At 74.8% G+C, this 20,090-nt stretch carries 16 protein-coding genes; 4 read left to right on the forward strand and 12 right to left on the reverse strand.

Translation table 11 applies throughout. The features are described 5' to 3' along the window. Window positions 1-2: 2 nt before the first annotated feature. Genes SH587_RS06645 through SH587_RS06655 form a run of 3 tightly spaced genes read right to left on the reverse strand, consistent with a single transcriptional unit; the run spans window position 3 to window position 2,241 of the window. Window positions 3-818, reverse strand: a complete 816-nt coding sequence (locus SH587_RS06645; protein WP_320669796.1) for an alpha/beta fold hydrolase — start codon at window positions 816-818, stop codon at window positions 3-5. Then, window positions 815-1,114 (reverse strand): zinc ribbon domain-containing protein, encoded by a 300-nt coding sequence (locus SH587_RS06650; RefSeq protein WP_320669797.1) that lies wholly within the window; start codon window positions 1,112-1,114, stop codon window positions 815-817. Before SH587_RS06650 ends, SH587_RS06645 begins: the two co-directional genes overlap by 4 nt. Beyond that, entirely contained in the window at window positions 1,111-2,241 is a 1,131-nt protein-coding gene (locus SH587_RS06655; protein WP_320669798.1) for a thiolase family protein, read from the reverse strand. The genes SH587_RS06650 and SH587_RS06655 overlap by 4 nt, the downstream gene beginning before the upstream one ends. A 257-nt stretch (window positions 2,242-2,498) precedes the next feature. Here SH587_RS06655 and SH587_RS06660 point away from each other — a divergent pair, with 257 nt between their 5' ends. Continuing rightward, a complete protein-coding gene (locus SH587_RS06660; RefSeq protein ID WP_320669799.1) occupies window positions 2,499-3,968 on the forward strand; it encodes an APC family permease in 1,470 nt (489 codons plus the stop codon). Between the two features lie 52 nt (window positions 3,969-4,020). On the opposite strand, the gene SH587_RS06665 is transcribed toward SH587_RS06660, so the two are convergent. Continuing rightward, window positions 4,021-5,055, reverse strand: coding sequence for a phenylacetaldoxime dehydratase family protein (locus SH587_RS06665; RefSeq protein ID WP_320669800.1), 1,035 nt, complete (start codon window positions 5,053-5,055; stop codon window positions 4,021-4,023). Window positions 5,056-5,143: 88 nt separating this feature from the next. On the opposite strand from SH587_RS06665, the gene SH587_RS06670 reads away from it, so the two are divergent. Further along, the gene (locus tag SH587_RS06670; protein ID WP_320669801.1) at window positions 5,144-6,340 is read left to right on the forward strand and encodes an amidohydrolase; all 1,197 of its coding nucleotides are present in this window, start codon (window positions 5,144-5,146) and stop codon (window positions 6,338-6,340) included. 46 nt (window positions 6,341-6,386) lie between these two features. Next, on the forward strand, window positions 6,387-6,962 hold the full coding sequence (locus tag SH587_RS06675; RefSeq protein WP_320669802.1) for a TetR/AcrR family transcriptional regulator: 576 nt from the start codon (window positions 6,387-6,389) through the stop codon (window positions 6,960-6,962). Between the two features lie 28 nt (window positions 6,963-6,990). Here SH587_RS06675 and SH587_RS06680 read toward each other — a convergent pair whose 3' ends face one another. From SH587_RS06680 to SH587_RS06710, 7 genes are all read right to left on the reverse strand, one after another. Continuing rightward, on the reverse strand, window positions 6,991-8,607 hold the full coding sequence (locus SH587_RS06680; RefSeq protein ID WP_320669822.1) for an ATP-dependent acyl-CoA ligase: 1,617 nt from the start codon (window positions 8,605-8,607) through the stop codon (window positions 6,991-6,993). 74 nt (window positions 8,608-8,681) lie between these two features. Next, a complete protein-coding gene (locus SH587_RS06685) occupies window positions 8,682-9,734 on the reverse strand; it encodes a sugar ABC transporter substrate-binding protein (protein WP_320669803.1) in 1,053 nt (350 codons plus the stop codon). Between the two features lie 94 nt (window positions 9,735-9,828). Continuing rightward, window positions 9,829-11,328 carry an aldehyde dehydrogenase family protein gene (locus tag SH587_RS06690; RefSeq protein WP_320669804.1) on the reverse strand — a complete coding sequence of 500 codons (1,500 nt, stop codon included), beginning with the start codon at window positions 11,326-11,328 and terminating at the stop codon, window positions 9,829-9,831. Further along, window positions 11,325-13,295 (reverse strand): FAD-dependent oxidoreductase, encoded by a 1,971-nt coding sequence (locus SH587_RS06695; RefSeq protein WP_320669805.1) that lies wholly within the window; start codon window positions 13,293-13,295, stop codon window positions 11,325-11,327. The genes SH587_RS06690 and SH587_RS06695 overlap by 4 nt, the downstream gene beginning before the upstream one ends. Next, window positions 13,292-14,800 (reverse strand): aldehyde dehydrogenase family protein, encoded by a 1,509-nt coding sequence (locus SH587_RS06700; protein WP_320669806.1) that lies wholly within the window; start codon window positions 14,798-14,800, stop codon window positions 13,292-13,294. The genes SH587_RS06695 and SH587_RS06700 overlap by 4 nt, the downstream gene beginning before the upstream one ends. Then, on the reverse strand, window positions 14,797-15,885 hold the full coding sequence (locus tag SH587_RS06705; protein WP_320669807.1) for an ABC transporter permease: 1,089 nt from the start codon (window positions 15,883-15,885) through the stop codon (window positions 14,797-14,799). Before SH587_RS06705 ends, SH587_RS06700 begins: the two co-directional genes overlap by 4 nt. A gap of 20 nt (window positions 15,886-15,905) precedes the next feature. Further along, a complete protein-coding gene (locus SH587_RS06710) occupies window positions 15,906-17,459 on the reverse strand; it encodes a sugar ABC transporter ATP-binding protein (RefSeq protein ID WP_320669808.1) in 1,554 nt (517 codons plus the stop codon). A 249-nt stretch (window positions 17,460-17,708) separates the two neighbouring features. Between SH587_RS06710 and SH587_RS06715 the strand changes: the two genes are divergently transcribed. Then, window positions 17,709-18,548, forward strand: coding sequence for a PaaX family transcriptional regulator (locus SH587_RS06715; protein ID WP_320669809.1), 840 nt, complete (start codon window positions 17,709-17,711; stop codon window positions 18,546-18,548). A 62-nt stretch (window positions 18,549-18,610) separates the two neighbouring features. On the opposite strand, the gene SH587_RS06720 is transcribed toward SH587_RS06715, so the two are convergent. Beyond that, window positions 18,611-20,068: an amidase gene (locus tag SH587_RS06720; RefSeq protein WP_320669810.1), complete on the reverse strand. Its 1,458-nt coding sequence runs from the start codon at window positions 20,066-20,068 to the stop codon at window positions 18,611-18,613. Window positions 20,069-20,090 lie beyond the last annotated feature (22 nt).

The raw sequence follows: 20,090 nt of genomic DNA on the forward strand, positions 1-20,090 counted from the left end.
CTCTACGGGGTCGGAAGCGAGTCGGGGTCGGTGGCGAAGCGCGAGAGGACGTCGGCGTAGGTCGCCGCCTCCTCGATCGGGGTGCAGTGGGCGCTCGCCCGGAAGATCACAGCCCGGCCGTCCGGCGCGCTGGCCGCGATGTGGTCGGCGAGGCTGGTCGGGTAGTAGGGATCGCCGTCGGCGTAGGCGGCCAGCACCGGCACCCGCAGGCGCGCGACCGCCGGCCGCATGTCGAGCTGGATCTGGGCGCGGACGATCTCGAGCGCGACGTCGAGCGGGGTCTGCAGCGCCACGCCGTAGATCCAATCGAGGACGGCGGGATCGGCGTCGGGCAGCAGCGACTCGCGCTGGAACTCGCGCTCGCTGGCCGGCCAGCCGTCGGCCAGGTCGCGCAGGTAGCCCTCGAACTGGGCGGCCGGCATCGCGTGCGGGAAGTCGTCGGCCTGGGTCAGCCGCAGCGGGCCGTTGGTCAGCACCACCCGGCCGACGCCGTGGCCGTCCCGCTCCAGGTAGCTGAGCGAGACGGTGCAGCCCATCGACCAGCCGACCAGCGTGACGTCGTCCAGCTCCAGCTGGCGGATCACGGCGCCGACGTCGTCGGACATCCGGTCGAAGTCGTAGGGCCCGCGCGGCTTGTCGGACTCCCCCATCCCGCGCAGGTCGAAGCGGACCACGCGGTGGCGGTCGAGCAGCCGTTCGGCCGTCCGGTCCCACAGCCGGTGGGAGCCCTTCCAGCCGTGGACGAGCAGGATCGGCGGCCCCTCGCCGCGGTCGCTGATCCGCAGCCGGGTGCCGTCGGGGGTGGTCAGGAAGCTCACTCGCGCTCCTCGTTGGCGGGGTCGGCCTGGAGCGCGCCGGCGTCGAGCGACAGCGTCACCCGCTCGCCGGGCGCGACGCCCGGGGCGCTGGCGATCACCACCGGTCCCGCGTCCAGGCGGACGGTGGCCAGCCGTAGCGGGTCGTCGCCGGCCAGGTCGGTCGTCTGCTCGGCGCGCCCGCGCGAGCCGTCGCCGTCGTGCCAGGCGCCGCCGCCGCAGCGCGGGCAGCGCGAGCGCGGCGGCCAGAGCGCCAGCGCGCAGCGGTCGCAGACGGGGATCCGCAGCGGCGTGCTCACGAGAGCCGCTCCAGGACGGCGGCGCCGTGGCAGGCGCCGTGGCGGTAGAGGACCATCCCGTAGCCGGTCACGACGGCCAGCTCGCAGGCGGGGACCTGGCGCTCGCCGGCCTGACCGCGCAGCTGCCGGACCGCCTCGACCACCCCGTGGAGCCCGGCCGCGGCCCCGGCCTGCCCGGCCGAGAGCTGCCCGCCGGAGGTGTTCAGCGGCCAGCCGTCCTCGACCAGGGTCCGGCGCAGCCAGCGGCGCAGGTCGCCGTCGGGGACCAGGCCCAGGTCGGCCGCCTGGACGATCGCCATCACCGGGTAGTCGTCGTAGACGTAGGCCGCGTCGACGTCCGCGGGCGCGACCTCGGCGGTCCGCCAGAGCTCGGGCGCGAGGGTCGCGAAGCCGGACCGCAGCCGGTCGTCCTGCTGCTGGTCGTCGTTGTGGAGCTGGGCGATCGCCCGCACCCGCACGGCCGGGCCGCGGGCCCGTTCGCGGCGGGTGACGACGATCGCGTCGGCGCCGGCCACCACCGGCACGCAGTCGTAGCGGGTCAGCGGCGTGGCCACCGGCGCGGCGGCCAGGTACTCGTCGAGGCCGAGCGGGGCGCGGTAGACGGCGCCGGGGTTGCGGCCCGCCCACGCCCGCTGGGCGACGGGCACGCAGCCGAAGTCCTCGCGCTCGAGCCCGTGGGCCTCGCCGTAGCGGCTGGTCATCATCGCGAAGAGCGCGTTCGGCCCCTGGTAGCCCAGCGGCACCAGCTGCTCGGCGGTCGCGCGGTTGTACTGGCGGACCAGCCGCGCGAACGCCGCCCGGTCGAGGTGGTCGCCGGCCAGCAGCACGATCGTCTCGGCGTCACCGGCCTCGACCGCCCGCACCGCGTGCTGCAGCAGGTTGATGGCGCTGGCCCCGCCGTGGGGGTCCTCCATCATCCAGCGGACGCTGATCCCGAGCCGCCAGCAGAGGTCGATCGCGTGGTCGGGCTGGAGCGAGAACGACGCCACGCCGAGCCCGTCGACGTCGGCGGCGGTCAGGCCGGCGTCGGCCAGCACGCCGTCGAACGCCTCGGCCAGCAGCGCCGTGGTGTCGCGCTCGGCGGCCGGATGGCGCTCGTAGCGCGCTTCGTACGCGGCCGCGATCACGGCCTCGCCGTCCGCGCCTCCCGCCGTGGTCCTCACCGAGCCGTTCCCTCTCCCACGAAAGTCACCATACCAGCGCAGTTCCATGCAGATCAATAGCGACTGCAGAGGCTTTTCGCCCTGGCCCTACCACCCCGCGCGCACCCGCGAGGCGGCCGATTATCTGCACTTGACTCCGCAGATATGGAGACCGTAGCGTCCGCGCCGGAGTCCACCCCTGGCGCCGCCGCTCGCGTCGCCACCACCCTCGAGGAGACCCCATGACCGACCCCTCCGGGTCGCCCCGCGGCGCCGCCGCGCCCGCCGACCCACCAGCCGCCGACCGGCTCGACCGTGGCTCGCTGAGTGCGCCGCACATCGTCTTCATGGTGATCGCGGCCGCCGCCCCGATGGCCGTCGTGGTCGCGATCCTGCCGATCGCGTTCGCGTTCGGCAACGGCGTCGGCACGCCGGGCATGTACCTGGTGGCGGCGATCACGCTCGCCTTCTTCGCCGTCGGCTACACCCGCGCGACGCCGTTCGTCCGCAACGCCGGCGCCTTCTACGCCTACATCGCCCAGGGGCTCGACCGCTCGCTCGGGCTGGTCGCGGCCTACCTGGCGGCCGTCTGCTACACGTCGCTGGCCGCGGCCACCTGCGGCGCGCTGGCCTTCTTCTCCCACGACACCTTCTCGCGGCTGCTGCACATCACGCTGCCGTGGCCGGTCTGGGCGGCGGTCTGGATCGCGATCGTCGCCGCGCTCGGCTACCGGCGGATCACGATGGCGGCCCGGGTGCTGGCCGTCGCCCTGACCGCCGAGGTGCTGCTGCTGGTGGTGCTCGACGTGGCGATCCTCGCCGACCGCGGGCTGCCGGCGCTCGAGCTCGACGCCTTCTCCCCCGGGACCGTCTTCGGCGCCGGGGCCGGGGTCGCCGTGATCTACGCCTTCACCTCGTTCCTCGGCTTCGAGGGCACGGCGATCTACGCCGAGGAGGCCCGCAACCCGCTGCGGACGGTGCCGCGGGCGACCTACGGCGCGATCGCGGTGGTCGGCGTCTTCTACGTGCTGACCGCCTGGTGCCTGCTGGCCGGGGTCGGCTTCGACCAGGCCTCGGCGACGGCCGCGAAGGACCCGGGCGGCTTCGTCTTCGGGCTCAGCGACCGCTACCTGACCGGCGCCTGGACCGACGCCCTCAGCGTGCTGATCGTGACCAGCTCGTTCGCCGCGGTGCTGGCCTTCCACAACGCCGCCTCGCGCTACTTCTACGCCCTCGCCCGCGACGGCGCGATGCCGGCGCCGCTGGCCCGCACCCACCCGCGCTTCGGCTCGCCCTACCGCGCCGGCCTGGCCCAGATCGCGATCGTGGTGGTGATCGTCGGCGGCTTCGCGATCGCCGACCTCGACCCGCTGCTGAACCTCTCGACGGCGATGACCGGCTTCGGCGCCGTCGGCCTGCTGGCGCTGATGGCGACCACCTCGGTCGCGATCGCGGCGCTGCTCTGGCGCAAGGGCCGGCGCGGCTGGGCGGCGACCGCCTGCCCGGCGATCGCGGCCGTCGGCCTCGGCGCGGCGACCGTGCTCTCGATCACCAACTACCCGCAGCTGACGGGCAGCGACTCGTCGGTGATCAACGCGCTGCCGTGGCTGCACGTGCCGCTGGTGCTCGCCGGGCTGGCGATCGCCCACCGGATCCGGACCCGCCGGCCGGCGGTCTACGCGCAGCTCGGGGCGACCCGGGTCGAGGGCTGATCGCCCTTCGGGGTCCGGCCGGCCGGGGGTCGGCGGCCGGACCCCGCGCGGGTCACGCCTCGGCGTCGACCCGCCGCAGCAGGCCGGTGTCGTCGGCGCAGCCGACGTAGCGGCCGTGGCAGCGGCCGAGCGGCAGCACGCTGACCTCGTGGAAGAGCCGGATCCCCAGCTCCTCGCCGAAGCGGTGGATCATCTCCATCGCCGAGGCGAAGATCGCGTGGTGGGTCGGGTGGTCGCGGGCCCACGTCTCCAGGTGCCCGAGCGAGCGGAAGTGGCCGAGGACGCAGGTGCGGTCGACGTCGACGCCCGCCAGGTCGGTCTCCTGGACGTAGCGGACGGCCACGCAGCCGGACTCGCGCGGGGCGCCGTGGAGGTGCTCGACGCCGGCCCGCAGGACCGGCTCGACCCGCTCGCGGTACCACGCCAGGTGGTCGGCCGGCGCCCCGTGCCAGTCCTGCGAGGTGCGGATCGTGCAGAGGTTGCCGGGGGCCACGATCCACTGGTCGCCGGCGCCGCCGGCGATCGGGCCGGGCACCACGGCGCCCGGCTCCAGCTCGTCGTCGGCCGAGGCGGGGATCCGGTCGCGGGCCGCGCCCCAGTAGCCGACCATCGGGCAGAACTCGTGGCGGGTGCCCTCCAGCCGGCCGAGGCCGGTCTGGCGGATCTCGTGACCGAAGTGGGCCTCGCTGTGGGTCAGCGGCAGGACCGCGGTCTCGCACCAGTGGGCCGGCGGCGCCGGGCCGTCGACCAGCCGGTCGACCGCCGGGCTGCCCGCCCAGCGGCGGTGGGCGACCGGGTCGTCCCAGTAGGCGAAGACCAGCTGCGTCTGGGGATCGGCCGGCACCAGCACCCGCCCCCGCTCGACCGTGCGGGCGCCGTCGGGGCCCTGCAGCAGCTCGATCGCCCGGTCGACGAAGGCACCGGCGCCGGGGCCCGAGGCGCCGAAGGTGACCCGCACCACGTCGCGCAGTCCCGGCGGGTAGCGCAGGAAGTAGGTGGTGAAGTCGGGCCAGTGGCCCGCGGGCGCCCGCCGGGGACGGGGCTCCAGCGGATCGATGGCCGGCGCGGCAGCTGATCGCTCGGACATCGTCGCACTATAACTCGTCATAGCAGCGTTGTCATGTGCAGATCATTAAGCTTGACAGATGGATAATTCGGTGCGAGCCTGGCGCCAGATGCTCACCGAGACCGAGCGGCTGGTCGATCAGGTGCTGCCCTCCGTGGTCGCCTGGCGCCGCCACCTGCACCAGCACCCCGAGCTGTCGTTCGAGGAGCAGCGGACCGCGGCCTGGATCCAGCAGCGGCTGGAGGAGCTGCCGGGCGTGACCGTCGAGCGCCCGGTCGGGACCGCCGTCGTCGGCCTCCTGACCGGCGCCCGCCCCGGCCCGACGATCGCCGTCCGCGCCGACATCGACGCGCTGCCGATCGAGGAGCAGACCGGCCTGCCGTTCGCCTCCCGCACCCCCGGGGTGATGCACGCCTGCGGCCACGACGGCCACACGGCGATCCTGCTCGGCGCGGCGACCGTCCTCTCCGCGCTCCGCGACCAGCTCGCCGGCGAGGTCCGGTTCCTCTTCGAGCCCGGCGAGGAGGCGCTGCCCGGCGGCGCCTCGCAGATGGTCGCCGCCGGCGTCATGCGCGGCGTCGACCGCGTGCTCGGCCTGCACCTGTGGGCGCCGCTCGAGCGGGGCACCGCGATCGTCAGCCCCGGCCGCGTGATGGCCGCCTGCGACGTCTTCACGATCGAGATCCACGGCCGCGCCGGCCACATCGGCGCGCCCCACGCCGCGATCGACCCGATCGCGATCGCCGCCCAGATCGTCACCAACCTCCAGCACCTGGTGGCCCGCGAGGTCGACCCGCTGGAGCCGGCCGTGGTCGGCGTCACCGAGCTGCACGCCGGCCGCTCGGTCGGGGTGATCCCGGCCGTCGCCACGATCGGCGGCGGCACCAACATGTTCGACCCCGCCGTCCGCGACCACCTTGAGCGGCGGATCGGCGAGATCGCCGACGGCCTCTGCAGCGCCCACGGCGCGACCTGCGACTACCGCTACGTGCGCGGCTACGACGCCGTCGTCAACGACCCGGCGACCGCCGCCGTCGTCGCCGAGACGGCCGTCGCGCTGCTCGGCCCCGAGGCCGTCAGCGACGGCCCGCCGGTGATGCCCGGCGAGGACTTCTCGGCCTTCCTGCGCGAGGCGCCGGGCTGCTTCGTGCTGCTCGGGGCGGGCAACGCCGCCAAGGGGATCACCGCCGACCACCACGACTCGCGGTTCGACATCGACGAGGACGCGCTGCCGACCGGCGTGCGGCTGTTCGTCCGCAGCGTGCTGACGCTGCTGGAGCGCGAGCCGGCGGCCGTCGCCGCCTGAGCCCGCTGAGCGGTCGCGGCGCCGACCGCTCCCGTACCCTCGGGCGATGCCGTCGCGCCCCCGCGACCGTCCGGCCTACAGCGAGGGCCGCGACGCCCTGCTCGACGCGGCCACCCGCGTGATCGCCCGCGACGGCTTCCGCGGGCTGACCTACCGCGCCGTCGCCCAGGAGGCCGGCGTCACCCACGGGCTCGTCTCGTACCACTTCGGCTCGCGCGACGCGCTCGTCCACGAGACCCTCGCCGCACTCGCCCGGGCCTCGATCGACGGCGCCGCGCTGGTGCCGGAGAGCGGCCGGCTGGAGGACTTCGCCGGCGACCTGGTGACCGTCGCGCGCGACCAGCCCGAGGGCCAGGCCGCCCAGTTCGAGCTGACCCTCGAGGCGCGGCGGCGGCCCGAGCTGCGGGCCGACGTCCGGGCGCTCTACGACGGCTACGTCGACGCCGTCGCCGAGGCGCTGGACCGCTTCGACCTGCCGGCCGACCCGGCCCTCGCGCGGGTCGTCTTCGCCGCCCTCGACGGGCTGATGCTGCAGCAGCTCGTGTTCGAGGACGCCGCCGAGACCGGCGCCGCGCTCGAGGCGCTGCGCCGGCTGCTGGCGGCGGCCGCCGAGCGGGCGTGACCGGCGGCGGCCCGCCGGTCGCGCCCGCTCAGGCCCGGGTCGGGGCGACCACGCCGCGGTTCAGCGTCACGCCCGCGGCCTCGCGGTCCCAGGTCCCCTCGGCGACGCCGGCGTCGCGCAGCTCGGCCTTGCGGACCTTGCCGTTCGGGGTCAGGGGCAGCTGCTCGACGATCCGCACGAAGCGCGGGATCGCGAAGTAGGCCAGCCGCGGCTCGCACCAGCGGATCAGGTCGACCGGGTCGACCGTCGTGCCCGGGCGCGGGACGACGGCCACGGCGACCTCGTCCTCCCCCACCTCGGACGCGACCGGGAACGCGGCCACCGCCTCGACGGCCGCGTGGCCGCGCAGGGCCTGCTCGACCTCGAACGACGAGATGTTCTCGCCGCGGCGGCGGATCGCGTCCTTGATCCGGTCGGTGAACCGGTACCAGCCGTCGCCGTCGCGGACGACCCGGTCGCCGGTGTGGAACCAGAGGTCCGACCACGCCTCGACCGTCTTCTCCGGCATCGCGAAGTAGCCGGTCGCGAAGGCGAACGGCGGGTCGTGGCGCAGCACCAGCTCGCCGCCGGTCCCGTCGGGCACCGGCACGCCGTCGGCGTCGATCACCTGGGCGTGGAAGCCCGCCCGTACCGGCCCCATCAGGCCGGGCCGCTGGTGACGCCACGAGGCGCCGATCGCGCAGTTGGTCTCGGTCGAGCCGTAGCCCTCGACCAGCTGGACGCCGAACCGCTCGCGGAAGCGGGCGAAGTCGTCCGGGGCCGAGCCGGGCGCCAGCGCGCGGCGGACGCCGTGGGCGGCGTCGGCCGGCTCCTCGGGGCGGGTCAGCAGGATGCTCACCATCGCGCCCAGCAGGTAGGTGACCGTCGCCCCCGCCTCGGCCGCGCGCGACCAGAAGCGCGAGGCCGAGAAGCGCGGCCCCAGGTGATAGGTTGCCCCCGCCACCAGCGCCTGGACGAAGGCGTTCAGCGCGTTGGTGTGGAAGAGCGGCAGGCAGGTGTAGAGGACGTCGTCCTCCTCCAGCTCCAGCATCTCGCCGACCAGCACGCCCCACCAGTAGAACTGGGCCTGGGGGCAGCAGACGCCCTTCGAGACGCCGGTCGTGCCCGACGTGTAGAGGATCGCCGCGGTCTCGCCGGGGCGGACCGGCTCGGCGTCGACCGCCGCGGCCGGGGCCGGCGGCACCGTCACCCGGTAGCCGGCCGGCGGCTGCTCCGGGACGCCGTCGAGCGCCCACACGACCTCGAGCGCCGAGGGCGGCTCCAGGTAGCCGAGGACGTCGACCAGGGCGCTGTCGATCGAGAGGATCCGGGCGCCGGAGTTCTCCAGCTGGTGGGCCAGCTGCTCGCCGCGGAGGGCCGTGTTCAGCGGCACCGCGACGGCGCCGAGCCAGGCGCAGGCGAGGATCTGGTCGAGCAGCTCGACCCGGTTCTCGCACATCAGCGCCAGCCGGTCGCCGCGCCGCAGGCCGGCCTCGCGCAGCGCGCCGGCGGTCGCCGCGGCCGCGTCGCGGACCTCGGCGTAGCTGCGGGTCAGGTCGCCGAAGCGCAGCAGCGGCTTGTCGCCGTAGCGGGCGGCCTGGCGCTCCAGCAGCGCCGGCAGCGACTGCTCCCGGACCGGGAGCCCCCGGAGGGGCGACGGCACCATCTCGGCGTCCGGCGTCCCCTCCGGGGCGGACCGGGCCGCGGCCCGGTCCGCCGGCGACGGCGTGTTCCCGTCGCTCACTGGCCCGCCTGGTCGAGCAGCGGCGCCGTCTCGACCGTGTACTTGCGCTGGCGCGGGGGCACGTACTCGCCGACGTTGTCCTTCGTCCACATCGTCGACTTGACCACCAGGTTCTTCGGCGGGTTGTCGGTCTTGGCGTCACCGATGTAGTAGGTGAGCGCCTTGATCACGGCCCAGCCGGTGCCGATCGCGTCGGTGTCCCAGGTGGCGGTCAGGCGACCGTCCTTGATCGCGGTGATCGCATCCTCGTCGCCGTTCTGGCCGAAGACCATGATCCCGTCGGACTTGCCGTCGGAGACCTTCTTGCTGGCCGAGGTGACCGCGGCCGAGGCGCCGAGCGCCGACTGGTCGTTGTAGGCCCAGATCGCGTCGGCGTCCGGGTGCTTGGTCAGCACGTCGGCCGTCAGCGGCTGGGCGGTCGCGGCCGTGTCCTTCGTGTTGGCGACCTTCGCCACGACCTGCAGGCCGGCGGCCTTCGCCTCCTTGGCGAAGCAGTCCTCGTAGGCCTTGATCGACGGCACGGGCGGCCCGCCGATCATGATCACCTTCGCCTTCGGGCGCGACTCGGCGATCATCTTCGCCGTCCGGCCGATCGGCGGATCGTTCTCGCAGGTGTTCAGCTCCCACCAGACCGAGGTGCTGACGCCCTCGCCCTCGGAGTTGACGCCGATCACCGGGATGCCGGCGCTGCGCGCCTGGCCGTAGGCGCCGGCCGCGGCGCCCGGGTCGAGCGTCCAGCTGGCGATCCCGTCCTGCTTCTGGGAGATCATCGTGGCGATGTCCGCCACCTGCTTGTCCGGCGACAGGTTGGCGTTGATCTGGGTCGCCTTCCAGCCCAGCTCCTTGGCGCCGCCGGTGAAGCCGAGCATCAGCTCCTCCTGGCCCGGCTGCCCCGCGACCGGGTTCGAGTAGGCGACCTTCTTCGCGCCGCCGCCGCCTCCGCCGGAGGCGCCGCCGCTCTTGTCGCCGCTCCCGCCGTCGTCACCCCCGCACGCGGCGAGGGCAAGCGCGGCGAGCACCGCCGCCGCACCTGTGAAAGACCGCACCATCTGCTCTCTCCTGTTCGTGGTTGCGCGGCGGACGTCCGGGTCCGTCGCGTCGTCCTGCACCCCGGCCGTCGCCGGCCGGGGCTCCAGCCCGTCCCTAGGCATCCCGTCCCCAGAGCGGCGGGCGCTCGCGGTCGAGCCGCATGCTGACCGCCTTGGACGTGCTGTACTCGTGCAGCGTCTCGGCGCACAGCTCGCGGCCGTGGCCGCTCAGCTTCACGCCCCCGAGCGGCTGTCCGGCCGGCACCTGGAACCAGGTGTTGACCCAGACGGTCCCCGCCTCCAGCCGGTCGGCCATCCGGTGCGCCCGGCCCAGGTCGGTGGTCCAGACGCCGGCCGCCAGCCCGTACTCGCTGTCGTTGGCGCGGGCCACGACGTCGTCCTCGTCCGACCACGTCTGGGCGACGACGACCGGTCCGAAGATCTCCTCGCGGGCGGCCAGCGAACGGCCCTCCGGATCGGCGACGATCGCCGGCTCCAGGTAGTACCCGCCGCCGAGGTCGCCGGGCAGCGGCGCGGGCGCGTCGCCCCCGAGCAGCACCCGCGCGCCGGCCGCGCGCGCCTCCGCCACGTAGCCGGAGACCCGCTCGCGGTGGGCGGCCGAGACCAGCGGCCCGACCTGCGTCGCCGGGTCGAGCGCGTCGCCGATCCGCACGTCGGCGACCGCGGCCGCCATCCGCTCCAGGAAGGCGTCGTGGACGTCCTGGTGGAGGAACAGCCGCGAGGCGGCGAAGCAGACCTCGCCGTTCTGGGACAGGATCCCGGTCAGCGCGTCGTGGACGGCGGCGTCGAGGTCGGCGTCCGGGCAGACGACCATCGCGCTCTTGCCGCCGAGCTCGAACAGCGCCGGCGTCAGGTGGGCGGCGGCCGCGGTCGCGATCGCGCGCGCCGTGGCGGTGCCGCCGGTGAACGAGATCTTGGCGACGTCGGGGTGGGCGACCAGCGCGGCGCCGGCCAGCGGGCCCTCGCCGGTGACGACGTTGACGACGCCGGGCGGCAGCACGTCGGCGGTCCGCCGGGCCAGCTCGACGACGCTCGGGGCGGCGAACTCGGACGGCTTCAGGACCACCGTGTTGCCGGCGGCGACCGCCGGGCCGATCTTCAGCGCGGCCGAGATGATCGGCGAGTTCCAGGGGATCAGCGCCGCGATCACGCCCAGCGGCTCGCGGACGGTGAAGACCCGCGCCGACGGATCGTCGACGGTCAGGTGCTCGCCGTGGAGCCCGCGGACGAGGCCGGCGTAGTAGCGCAGGACCCCGGCCGCGGTCGGCACGTCGGCGGCCGCGGCCTCGCGGATCGGGCGCCCATTCTCGGTCGCCAGCAGCCGCGGCCAGTCGGTCTGCTCGATGATGTCGGCCATCCGCAGCAGCGCCAGCTGGCGCGTCTCCAGCGACGAGCGGCGCCAGCCCGTGAACGCCCCCCGGGCCGCGGCGACGGCGGCGTCGACCTGGGCGGCCGACGCCTGCGCCACCGCGGCCCACGGGCGGCCGGTGCTGGGGTTGACCGCGTCGAAGGTCCCGTCGCCGCGCTGCTCCTCGCCGCCGACGATCAGCCCGTAGGGGCCGGACGGCGCGTACGGCTCGGCCACGGCGCTCATGCCTCGAGCATCCGGGTCGCGGTCCGCTCGGCCAGCGCCATGATCGTGATCATCGGGTTGACCCCGGGCGCGGTCGGCAGCCCCGAGGCGTCGCCGATCCAGACGCCCTCGACGTCGTGCAGCTGGCCGCGGCCGTCGGCGACCGAGGTCGCCGGGTCGGCGCCGAGCCGGCAGGAGCCCATCTGGTGGGCCGAGTAGGCGGTGAACTCGTCGGCCGGCGTCCGCTCGATCTCGGCGACGTAGGCGTCGAAGTCCTCGCCCCGCCGCCAGCGGCGGTCGTTCCAGTGGAAGGTGAAGACCTCGTCGGCCCCCGCCTCGCGGTGGATCCGGGCCAGCTCGACGTGGGCGCGGACGGCCACGCGGTGGTCGACCTCGTCCTCCAGCCGCCACTGGACCAGCGCCTGGCCGTCGCGGTCGAGCACCACCCGGCCGTGGCCGTGGTCGTGCGAGACGCCGTGCCACGACGCCACCCGCCGCAGCTTCAGCAGCTCCTCGCGGTGGCGGCGGGGATCGCTGAAGGCGGTCTGGCCGGCGGTCGTCGACGGGCTCAGGGTCAGGCTCTCGACCAGGAAGCCGGTGTCCGACTCGCAGTGCGTCAGGTCCATCGAGACCGCCGACTGGATCTGGCCGTTCCAGGCCTCGACCGGCTCGGGATAGACCCCGTAGACCATCCACGCCGGGTGCACGCGCAGGTAACGACCGGCGGCGTCGCCGCCGATCCCCGACCGCAGCAGCACCGCCGGCGACTCGATCCCGCCCGCGGCGACGACCACCGTCGGCGCGTCGACCCGCAGCCGGGTCGTGCCGTCGGGGCCCTCGACCGTGGCCTCGACGCCGGTCGCCCGGCCGCCCTCGGTCGTGATCCGCTCGACCGTCGCGTGGACGACGAAGCGGGCGCCGTCGCGGGCCGCGTCCTCCAGGTAGGTCTTCATCGTCGACTGCTTGCAGCCCTGCTGGCAGCCGGCGTTGCAGTAGCCGCAGAAGGCCGGGTCGTCGTCGAGCGAGACGTTCCGCGGCAGCGGCTGGTGCTGGAAGCCGAGCCCGCCGAGACCGCTCACCATCAGCTCGGTGTTGCGGTTGTAGCTGGTCGCCTCGGTGTTGACGTTGAGGCGCTGCCAGACGCGGTCGACGCAGCCGTCCCACTCGTCGCCATCGAGGCCGTCGAGGCCGCGGGCGGTCCAGTCGCGGCGGATCTCGTCCGGGGTCGGCAGGCAGACCATCGAGTTGATGACCGTGCCGCCGCCGAGCGCCGAGCCGGCCAGCAGGCCGAGCTGGCCGCCGTCCGACCAGACGATCCCGTTGCCCAGGTACATCTCGGCGCCGACCGACTCGATCTGGCGGAAGTCGGCCTCGTTGCGGTAGGCGCCGGCCTCGAGCACCAGCACCGAGCGGCCGGCCGCGGCCAGGCGGGCGGCGATCACCGAGCCGCCGGCGCCGGAGCCGATCACGCAGACGTCGGCGGTCAGGGTCTGGTCGCCGGGCGCCAGCGTCTCCACCGGCAGCGTCTTCGGCGCCTGCTCCGGCGACGGCGGGTCGGTCCGCGGGCCGGGGAACTCGATCGCGCCCCAGGCCGGGTTGCGGCCGTCGGCGGCCAGCTGGCCGAAGAGCATCCCGAAGGTCATCGTCTTCAGCTGGCGGACCGCGAACCGGTCCGGCCCGTCCTGGGCGCCGGCGGCCACCAGCCGCGCCGCCCGCTCGTCGAGCGCGGCGTCGGCGAAGCCCTCGTCGGCGAGCCGGTCGAGCAGCCCGACCAGCGCCTCGCGGGCGTCGACCGGCAGCGCCGGGACCGCCTCGACGACCGCCGCGGCGATCCCGCGCTCGATCGCGCCGTCGGCGAAGAAGCGGGCGACCTCGCCGCTCGCGTCGCTGGTCAGCGACGGCAGCAGCGCGTCGCACGCGGCCTCGAGCGCCGAACGCTGCGGCGCGTCGAGGGGCGCGGAGGGGCTCGTGAGCAGGGAGGAGGTCATGCGTCACCCCACAGGTGGGGCCGGGTCGGCCCCAGGTCGATGTTCACCACGCGCGGCGCGCTGTACTCCAGCAGCGTCTCCGCGCTCGTCTCGCGGCCGAAGCCGCTCTCCTTGACGCCGCCCATCGGGGCCCCGATCGGCAGGTCGAACCACGTGTTCACCCACGAGATCCCGACCTCCAGCCGCTGCGCGATCCGGTGCGCCCGCGCCAGGTCGCTGGTCCAGACGCCGGCGGCGAGGCCGTAGGGCGTGCCGTTGGCGCGCGCGATCGCGTCCTCGTCGTCGCGGAACCGCTCCAGCACCGTGACGGGGCCGAAGATCTCGCTCCGCGAGGCGCTGGTCGCGCCGGCCGGCTCCTCCAGCAGCGTCGGCTCGAGGAAGAAGCCGCCGTCGAACGGCGCACCGAGCTCGGGGCGGACGCCGCCGACCCGCAGGGCCGCGCCCTCGTCGACGGCGGCGGCGACGCAGGCCTCGACCCGGTCGCGCTGCCCGCGCGAGACCATCGGCCCGAACTGCGAGCGCTGGTCGAGCGCGTCGCCGACCACGATCGTGCGCGCGCGGCGCTCGAACTCGGCCAGGAAGTCGTCGTGGATCGCCTCGTGGACCAGCAGCCGCGAGGCGGCGATGCAGGCCTCGCCGTTGGCCAGGTAGATCCCGGTCAGCGCGTCCGAGACGGCCCGCTCGACGTCGGCGTCGGCGCAGACGATCATCGCGCCCTTGCCGCCGAGCTCCATGATCGAGGGCGTCAGGACGGTGCCGGCGGCGGTCATGATCCGGCGCGCCGTCTCCGGTCCGCCGGTGAAGGTGATCTTGGCCACGTCCGGGTGGGCGACCAGCGCCGCGCCGGTCTCCGGCCCGTCGCCGGTGACGACGTTGAGGACGCCGGGCGGCAGCAGATCCTCGACCAGCCGCGCGAACTCGAGCACCGAGGCCGAAGCGAACTCGGACGGCTTGACGACCACCACGTTGCCCGCGGCCAGCGCCGGCGCGACCTTGTTGGCGAGCGTGATGATCGGCGAGTTCCAGGGGATCAGCGCCGCGATCACGCCCAGCGGCTCGCGGGTGGTGTAGACCAGCCGGTCCGGGGCCTCGACCGGGATCTGGTCGCCGCGCAGCTCGCGGACGACGCCCGAGAAGAAGCGGAAGATCCCGGCGCAGGTCGGCACGTCGGCGACGTAGGCCTCGCGGATCGGGCGCCCGTTCTCGGTCGCCAGCAGCCGCGCCCAGCGGTCGGGGTCGGCCTCGACCCGGTCGGCGATCCGCCACAGCAGCTCCTGGCGCGCGGCCGGCGTCGTGCGCCGCCAGGCGGGGAACGCCGCCCGGGCCGCCGCGACCGCGTCGGCGACGTCGGCCGCGGTCCCCTGCGGGATCCGCGCCCAGACCTCGCCGGTGCTCGGGTCGACGGCGTCGAAGGAGGTCGTCCCCGCGCGCCACTCGTCGCCGATCCGCATCGCGTACGGCGCGGCGGGCGCGAACGCCTGCCGGCTGGTGGCCGCCGCGCTCACGCGGTCGACCCGGGAGCCGGCACGGCGTTCGCCGCGGGCGATCTGGCCGCCCGTCGCAACCGCAGGCTGCCGCCGCGCTCGCGGAGCACGCCGAGGCCGACGGCGCTGATCAGGATCACGCCGCTGACCGTGCCCTGCCAGAAGGCCGACACGTTGCTCAGCGTCAGGCCGTTCTGGACCACGCCGAGGAAGATCACGCCGATCACGGTCCCGAGCACGCCGCCCTCGCCGCCGGTGTAGGCGGTGCCCCCGATCAGGACCGCGGCGATCACGGTCAGCAGCAGGGTCGGGTCGGCCTGGGCCGAGGCGCCGGTCAGGCGGCCGACCTGGACGACGCTGGCGATGCCCGCGCAGAGGCCGGCGATCGTGTAGGCGATCAGGACCACGCGGCCGACGTTGATGCCGTTCAGGCGCGCGGCCTCCGGGTTCGACCCGACGGCGAACAGCGCGCGGCCGTAGCCGGTGTAGCGGAGCACGCCGCCGGCGGCCAGCAGCAGCAGCACGTTGAACAGCAGCAGCAGCGGGAACGGCCCGACCTTGGTGTTGACGAAGTCGGCGATCACGCCGAAGCCGGGCTTGCCGAAGAGGCTGATCGTCGAGCCGCCGTTCACCACCAGCGCGAAGCTCTGGTAGATCGACAGCGTTCCCAGCGTCACGACCAGGAACGAGATCTTCAGCTTCGTGATCATGAAGCCGTTGAAGAGGCCGAGCGCGACGCCGAAGAGGATCGTCACGATCAGGACCAGGGCGATCCCCCAGCCCGCTTGCAGCGTGAGGCCGAGGATCATCGCCGAGGCGGCGGTGGCCGAGGCGGTCGACAGGTCGATGCCGGCCGCGATGATCACGAACGTCGCGCCGACGGCGAGCACGAAGATCACCGTGTTCGCCTTGACGATGTTCATGAGGTTGTCCCAGGTCAGGAACACCTCCTGCGTGATCGACAGGTAGATGCAGACGGCCAGCAGCGCCACCAGCACACCGGTGTAGCGTCCGAGCGACAGCCGGCCCAGCAGGTCGCGGGCGCTGCGCGCGGGGGCCTCGGCCGGCACGCCGGGCGGGGCCGTCGCGGAATCGTTCTGGGTCACAGGGTTCTCCCTCGTTCGCGTCACGCCGCGGTCGCGCGCGGCGTCCCGGAGACCGCCACGTGGGCGACCTCCTCCTCCTCCAGGCCAGCGGCGTCGAACTCCCCGTGGATCGCCCCACGGAAGAAGACGAGGATGCGGTCGGCGATGCCCAGCAGCTCGGGCAGCTCCGACGAGATGATCACGATCCCCGCACCCTCGGCCGCGTGGTCCTGCATCAACTGGTAGATCTGGCTCTTGGCGCCGACGTCGACGCCGCGGGTCGGCTCGCTCAGCACCAGCACGTCGAGGCCGCGGGCGAAGACCCGGCCCAGGACGACCTTCTGCTGGTTGCCGCCCGAGAGCGTGGTGATCCGGCTCTGCGGCGAGGCGGTGACGACGCCGTAGCGGTCGATCGCCTCGGCCACCCGCCGCCGCTCCGCGCGCGCGTCGAGGATCCCCCGCCGCGTCAGCTGGCTGGTCCAGGCGACGGCGAAGTTCTCGGCCACGCTGCGGGTCGGCAGCAGCGCCGCCCGCTTGCGGTCGTCGGGGACGAAGCCGATCCCGCCGTCGAGCGCCGAGCGCGGGCCGTCGAGCCGGACCTCGTTCCCGAGCACGCGGACGCTGCCGGTGCTGGGGATCGCGCCGCCGAGGGCCATGCCGAACTCGGCCTTGCCCGAGCCGACGAGGCCGGCGACGCCGACGATCTCGCCGCGTCGGACGGTCAGCGTGGTCGGCTGCAGCTCGCCGTCGGGGGTCGCCAGGCCGTCGACCTGGAGCACGGTCTCGCCCGGGTCGATACGGCGCTTGCGGTAGTAGTCGCCCAGCTCGCGGCCGACCATCAGCCGCACCAGCGCGGGCTCGTCGGTCTCCGGCAGCGGCACGTCGGCCACGTGGCGGCCGTCGCGCAGGACCGTCGCCTTCGAGGCGGCGGCGTACAGCTCCGGCATCCGGTGGGAGATCATCAGCACCGCGGCGCCGCGCTGACGCTCGCGCTCGACCACGGCCAGCAGCCGCTCGGTCGCCGCCTCGGAGAGCGAGCTGGTCGCCTCGTCGAGGATCAGCAGCCGGGCCTCGGACGAGACGGCGCGCGCGATCTCGACCTCCTGCTGCAGCTCGACGCTGAGCTCGCCGACGCGGGTCCGGACGTCGACGTGGACGCCGAGCCCGTCGAGGATCTCGCGGGTCTGCTCGTGGAGCTGGTTCCAGTCGATCCGGCCGCGGCGGCGCGGCAGCCGGCCGAGGAAGACGTTCTCGGCCACGCTGAGGGTCGGGGCCAGCGTCAGCTCCTGGCTGATCGTGACGATCCCGAGCTCCAGCGCCTCGGCCGGAGTGGCGATCGTGCGCCGCTGGCCGTCGACCTCGAGGTACCCCTCGTCGGGCTGGAGCGCGCCGGCGATGACGTTCGACAGGGTCGACTTGCCCGACCCGTTCTCGCCGGTCAGGGCGTGGACCGTGCCGGCGTGGATGGCGATGCTGACCCCGTCGAGGGCGACGACGCCCGGGAATCGCTTGACGATCCCGTGGGCGTGCACCAGTGGCGTCGAGCCCGCCTGCGGCGACTCGGCCACCCGGTTCTCCTCCGACGTCAGCGACATGGACACTGCGTGCTCGCTTCCATCGCCGCGAGCATACTCTGCACCGCAGCGAGTTGCAATGTAGATCTTAGGAAGTCGTCCACGTTCCCAGACCGGGCCGAAATCCCCTTGCCCAAGGGACTCCCGCCGGATACATCTCCCTGACGAGCGTCGGCCGAGATGTCTATTGTGGGCTGACGAACCGGATGCTATGCAGCGCTTGAGCCAATTCCCACCCGCCTCCACCGTCGCGGCCCGGAGCGGCCGCGCATGAGCACGGCGGCGGTCGCGGGCCGACCCGCGCTCCAGCCCCAGGACCTGGTCCTGACGATCCTGGGCATCCACCTGCGGGCGCCACGGGCCACGATCTGGTCGGGCGGCGCGGTCGCCCTGCTGGGCGAGCTGGGCTTCTCGACCGAGGCGGCGCGGGCGGCGCTCGCGCGGCTGGCCACGCGCGGGCTGCTGGAGCGGCACAAGGACGGGCGGCTGGTCTTCTACGCGCTGACCACCCGCGCCGAGGAGCTGCTGAGCGACGGCGACCGCCGGATCTACGCCTTCGGCCGCACCGCGCCGTCGAGCGAGAGCTGGACCGTGGTCTGGCACGCGATGCCCGAGTCGCGGCGGGTGGCCCGCTCGAGGCTGGCGTCGCGGCTGCGGTTCCTCGGCTTCGGCTCGGTCCAGGACGGCACCTGGGTGGCCGCGCGCGACCGCGAGCCCGAGGCCCGCGCCGTCCTCCGCGACCTCGAGGTCGAGCAGTTCGCCTCGGTCTTCGTCGGCCGGCTCTCGCGCGACCTCTCCCCGACCGCCCTCGTCGGCCAGGCCTGGGACACCGAGGCGGTCCGCGGCCAGTACGACGCCTTCATCGCCGACTACCGCCCGTACCGCAGCGCCCGCGACCAGGCTCGCCTGACCCCCCAGCAGGCGTTCGCGATCCGGACGGTCATGTTCCACCGCTTCCGCGAGTTCGCCGCCACCGACCCCGAGCTCCCGCGCGAGGTCGACCCCCTGCGCGAGCTGCGCGACGAGGCCGTCGCCACCTTCGACGCCCTCCACGAGGGCCTGGCCGAGGCCGCCGACGACCACTTCCACGGCCTCGCCCAGCGCGACTAGCGCCCGCGGTGACGTTCCGGTCGCCGAGCGACCAGAACGTCACGGCCGGCGGACGCTGGCCGTCAGCCGACCGCCGTCGCGGCCAGCTCGCGGTTGAGGCGGAAGCCGCCCCGCTCCCGCTCGAGCAGGGCGGCGACGGCCAGCACCAGGTCCTCGCGGAAGGCGGCGGCGGCGACCTGGACGCCGACCGGCAGGCCGTCCTCGACGGCGACCGGGACCGACGCCGCGGGCAGGCCGGCGACGGCGTTGAGGTGGCAGAACTCGAACGACTCGTAGCGCAGGTAGTCCTCGGCCGGGACGCCGGCCGGGGCCTCGCCGTGACGCGGGGCCGGGCCCGCGACCACCGGGCTCAGGATCACGTCGTGCTCGGCGGCCAGCGCACGGACCCGGGCACGGAAGCCGAACACCTCCTCCTGCAGCGCCAGGTAGGCGCCGGCGGTGACGGTCGGGGCCGCCGCCGCGCCGTCGAGCAGGGCCTGGAACTGGGGATGGTGGCGACCGCCCGCCGCCGCGACCGCGTCCCGCATCCCGGCCCCGCCGTCGGCGCCCGCGGCGGCGAAGAAGAGCGTGGTCGCCGTCCGCTCGCCGCCGACCCGCGGCGGCTCGATCTCGCGCACGTCGTGGCCGGCCGCGGCCAGCGCCTCGACCGCCGCGCGGACCGCCGCCCGCGTCCCCGCCGTCGGCTCGGGCGCGTCGGGGTGGCGGTCGTACCAGGCCACCCGCAGCCGCCGCCCGTCCAGCGCCGGCGGCGCGGCCAGCGGCGCGTCGACCGCATAGGGATCGATCCCGTCGGCGCCGGCGATCACCGGCAGCAGCAGCGCCAGGTCCTCGACGTGGCGCGCCATCGGGCCGACGCAGGTGAAGTCCATCGTGCCGGCGGCGCGGGTCGGCGGCCAGAGGCCCGTCTCCGGCGTCCGGCCGGTCGTCGGCCGCAGCCCGACCGTGCCGCAGTAGTGCGACGGCACCCGGATCGACCCGCCGCCGTCGGTCCCGATCCCGACGATCGTCGCGTCGGCGCCGAGCAGCGCGCCCTCGCCGCCGCTCGACCCGCCCGGCGTGCGGGTCGGATCGAGCGGGTTGTCGCTGCGCCCGTGGAGCAGGTTGTCGGTCTCGAACGACGACGACAGCTCCGGGACGTTGGTCTTCAGCAGCGGGATCGCCCCCGCCGCCCGCAGCCGCGCCACGACCGTCGCGTCGCGGTCGGCGACGTGGCCGTCGCGGGCCAGCGAGCCGGCCGTCGTCGGCCAGCCCTCGACGTCGAGCACGTCCTTGATCGAGACCGGCAGCCCCAGCAGCGGCCGGCGGTCGCCGGCGGCCCGCGCCGCGTCGGCCCGCTCGGCGGCGGCCAGCACCGCCTCGTCGTCGCGGTGGACCACGGCGTGGACCCGCTCGTCGGCGGCGTCGACCTGCGCCAGCACGTCGGCGACCAGCTCGCGCGCGCTGCATTCCCCCGCCGCCAGCCGCTCCAGCCAGGTCCGCGCCGAGGGTCGTCCGCCAATCAACTGCATATCAGCACGCATACATGTCGAATGTAGCCGCCCG

It is taken from the genome of Patulibacter defluvii, assembly GCF_034096925.1.
In the GTDB taxonomy this organism is placed as follows: Bacteria; Actinomycetota; Thermoleophilia; order Solirubrobacterales; family Solirubrobacteraceae; genus Patulibacter; species Patulibacter defluvii.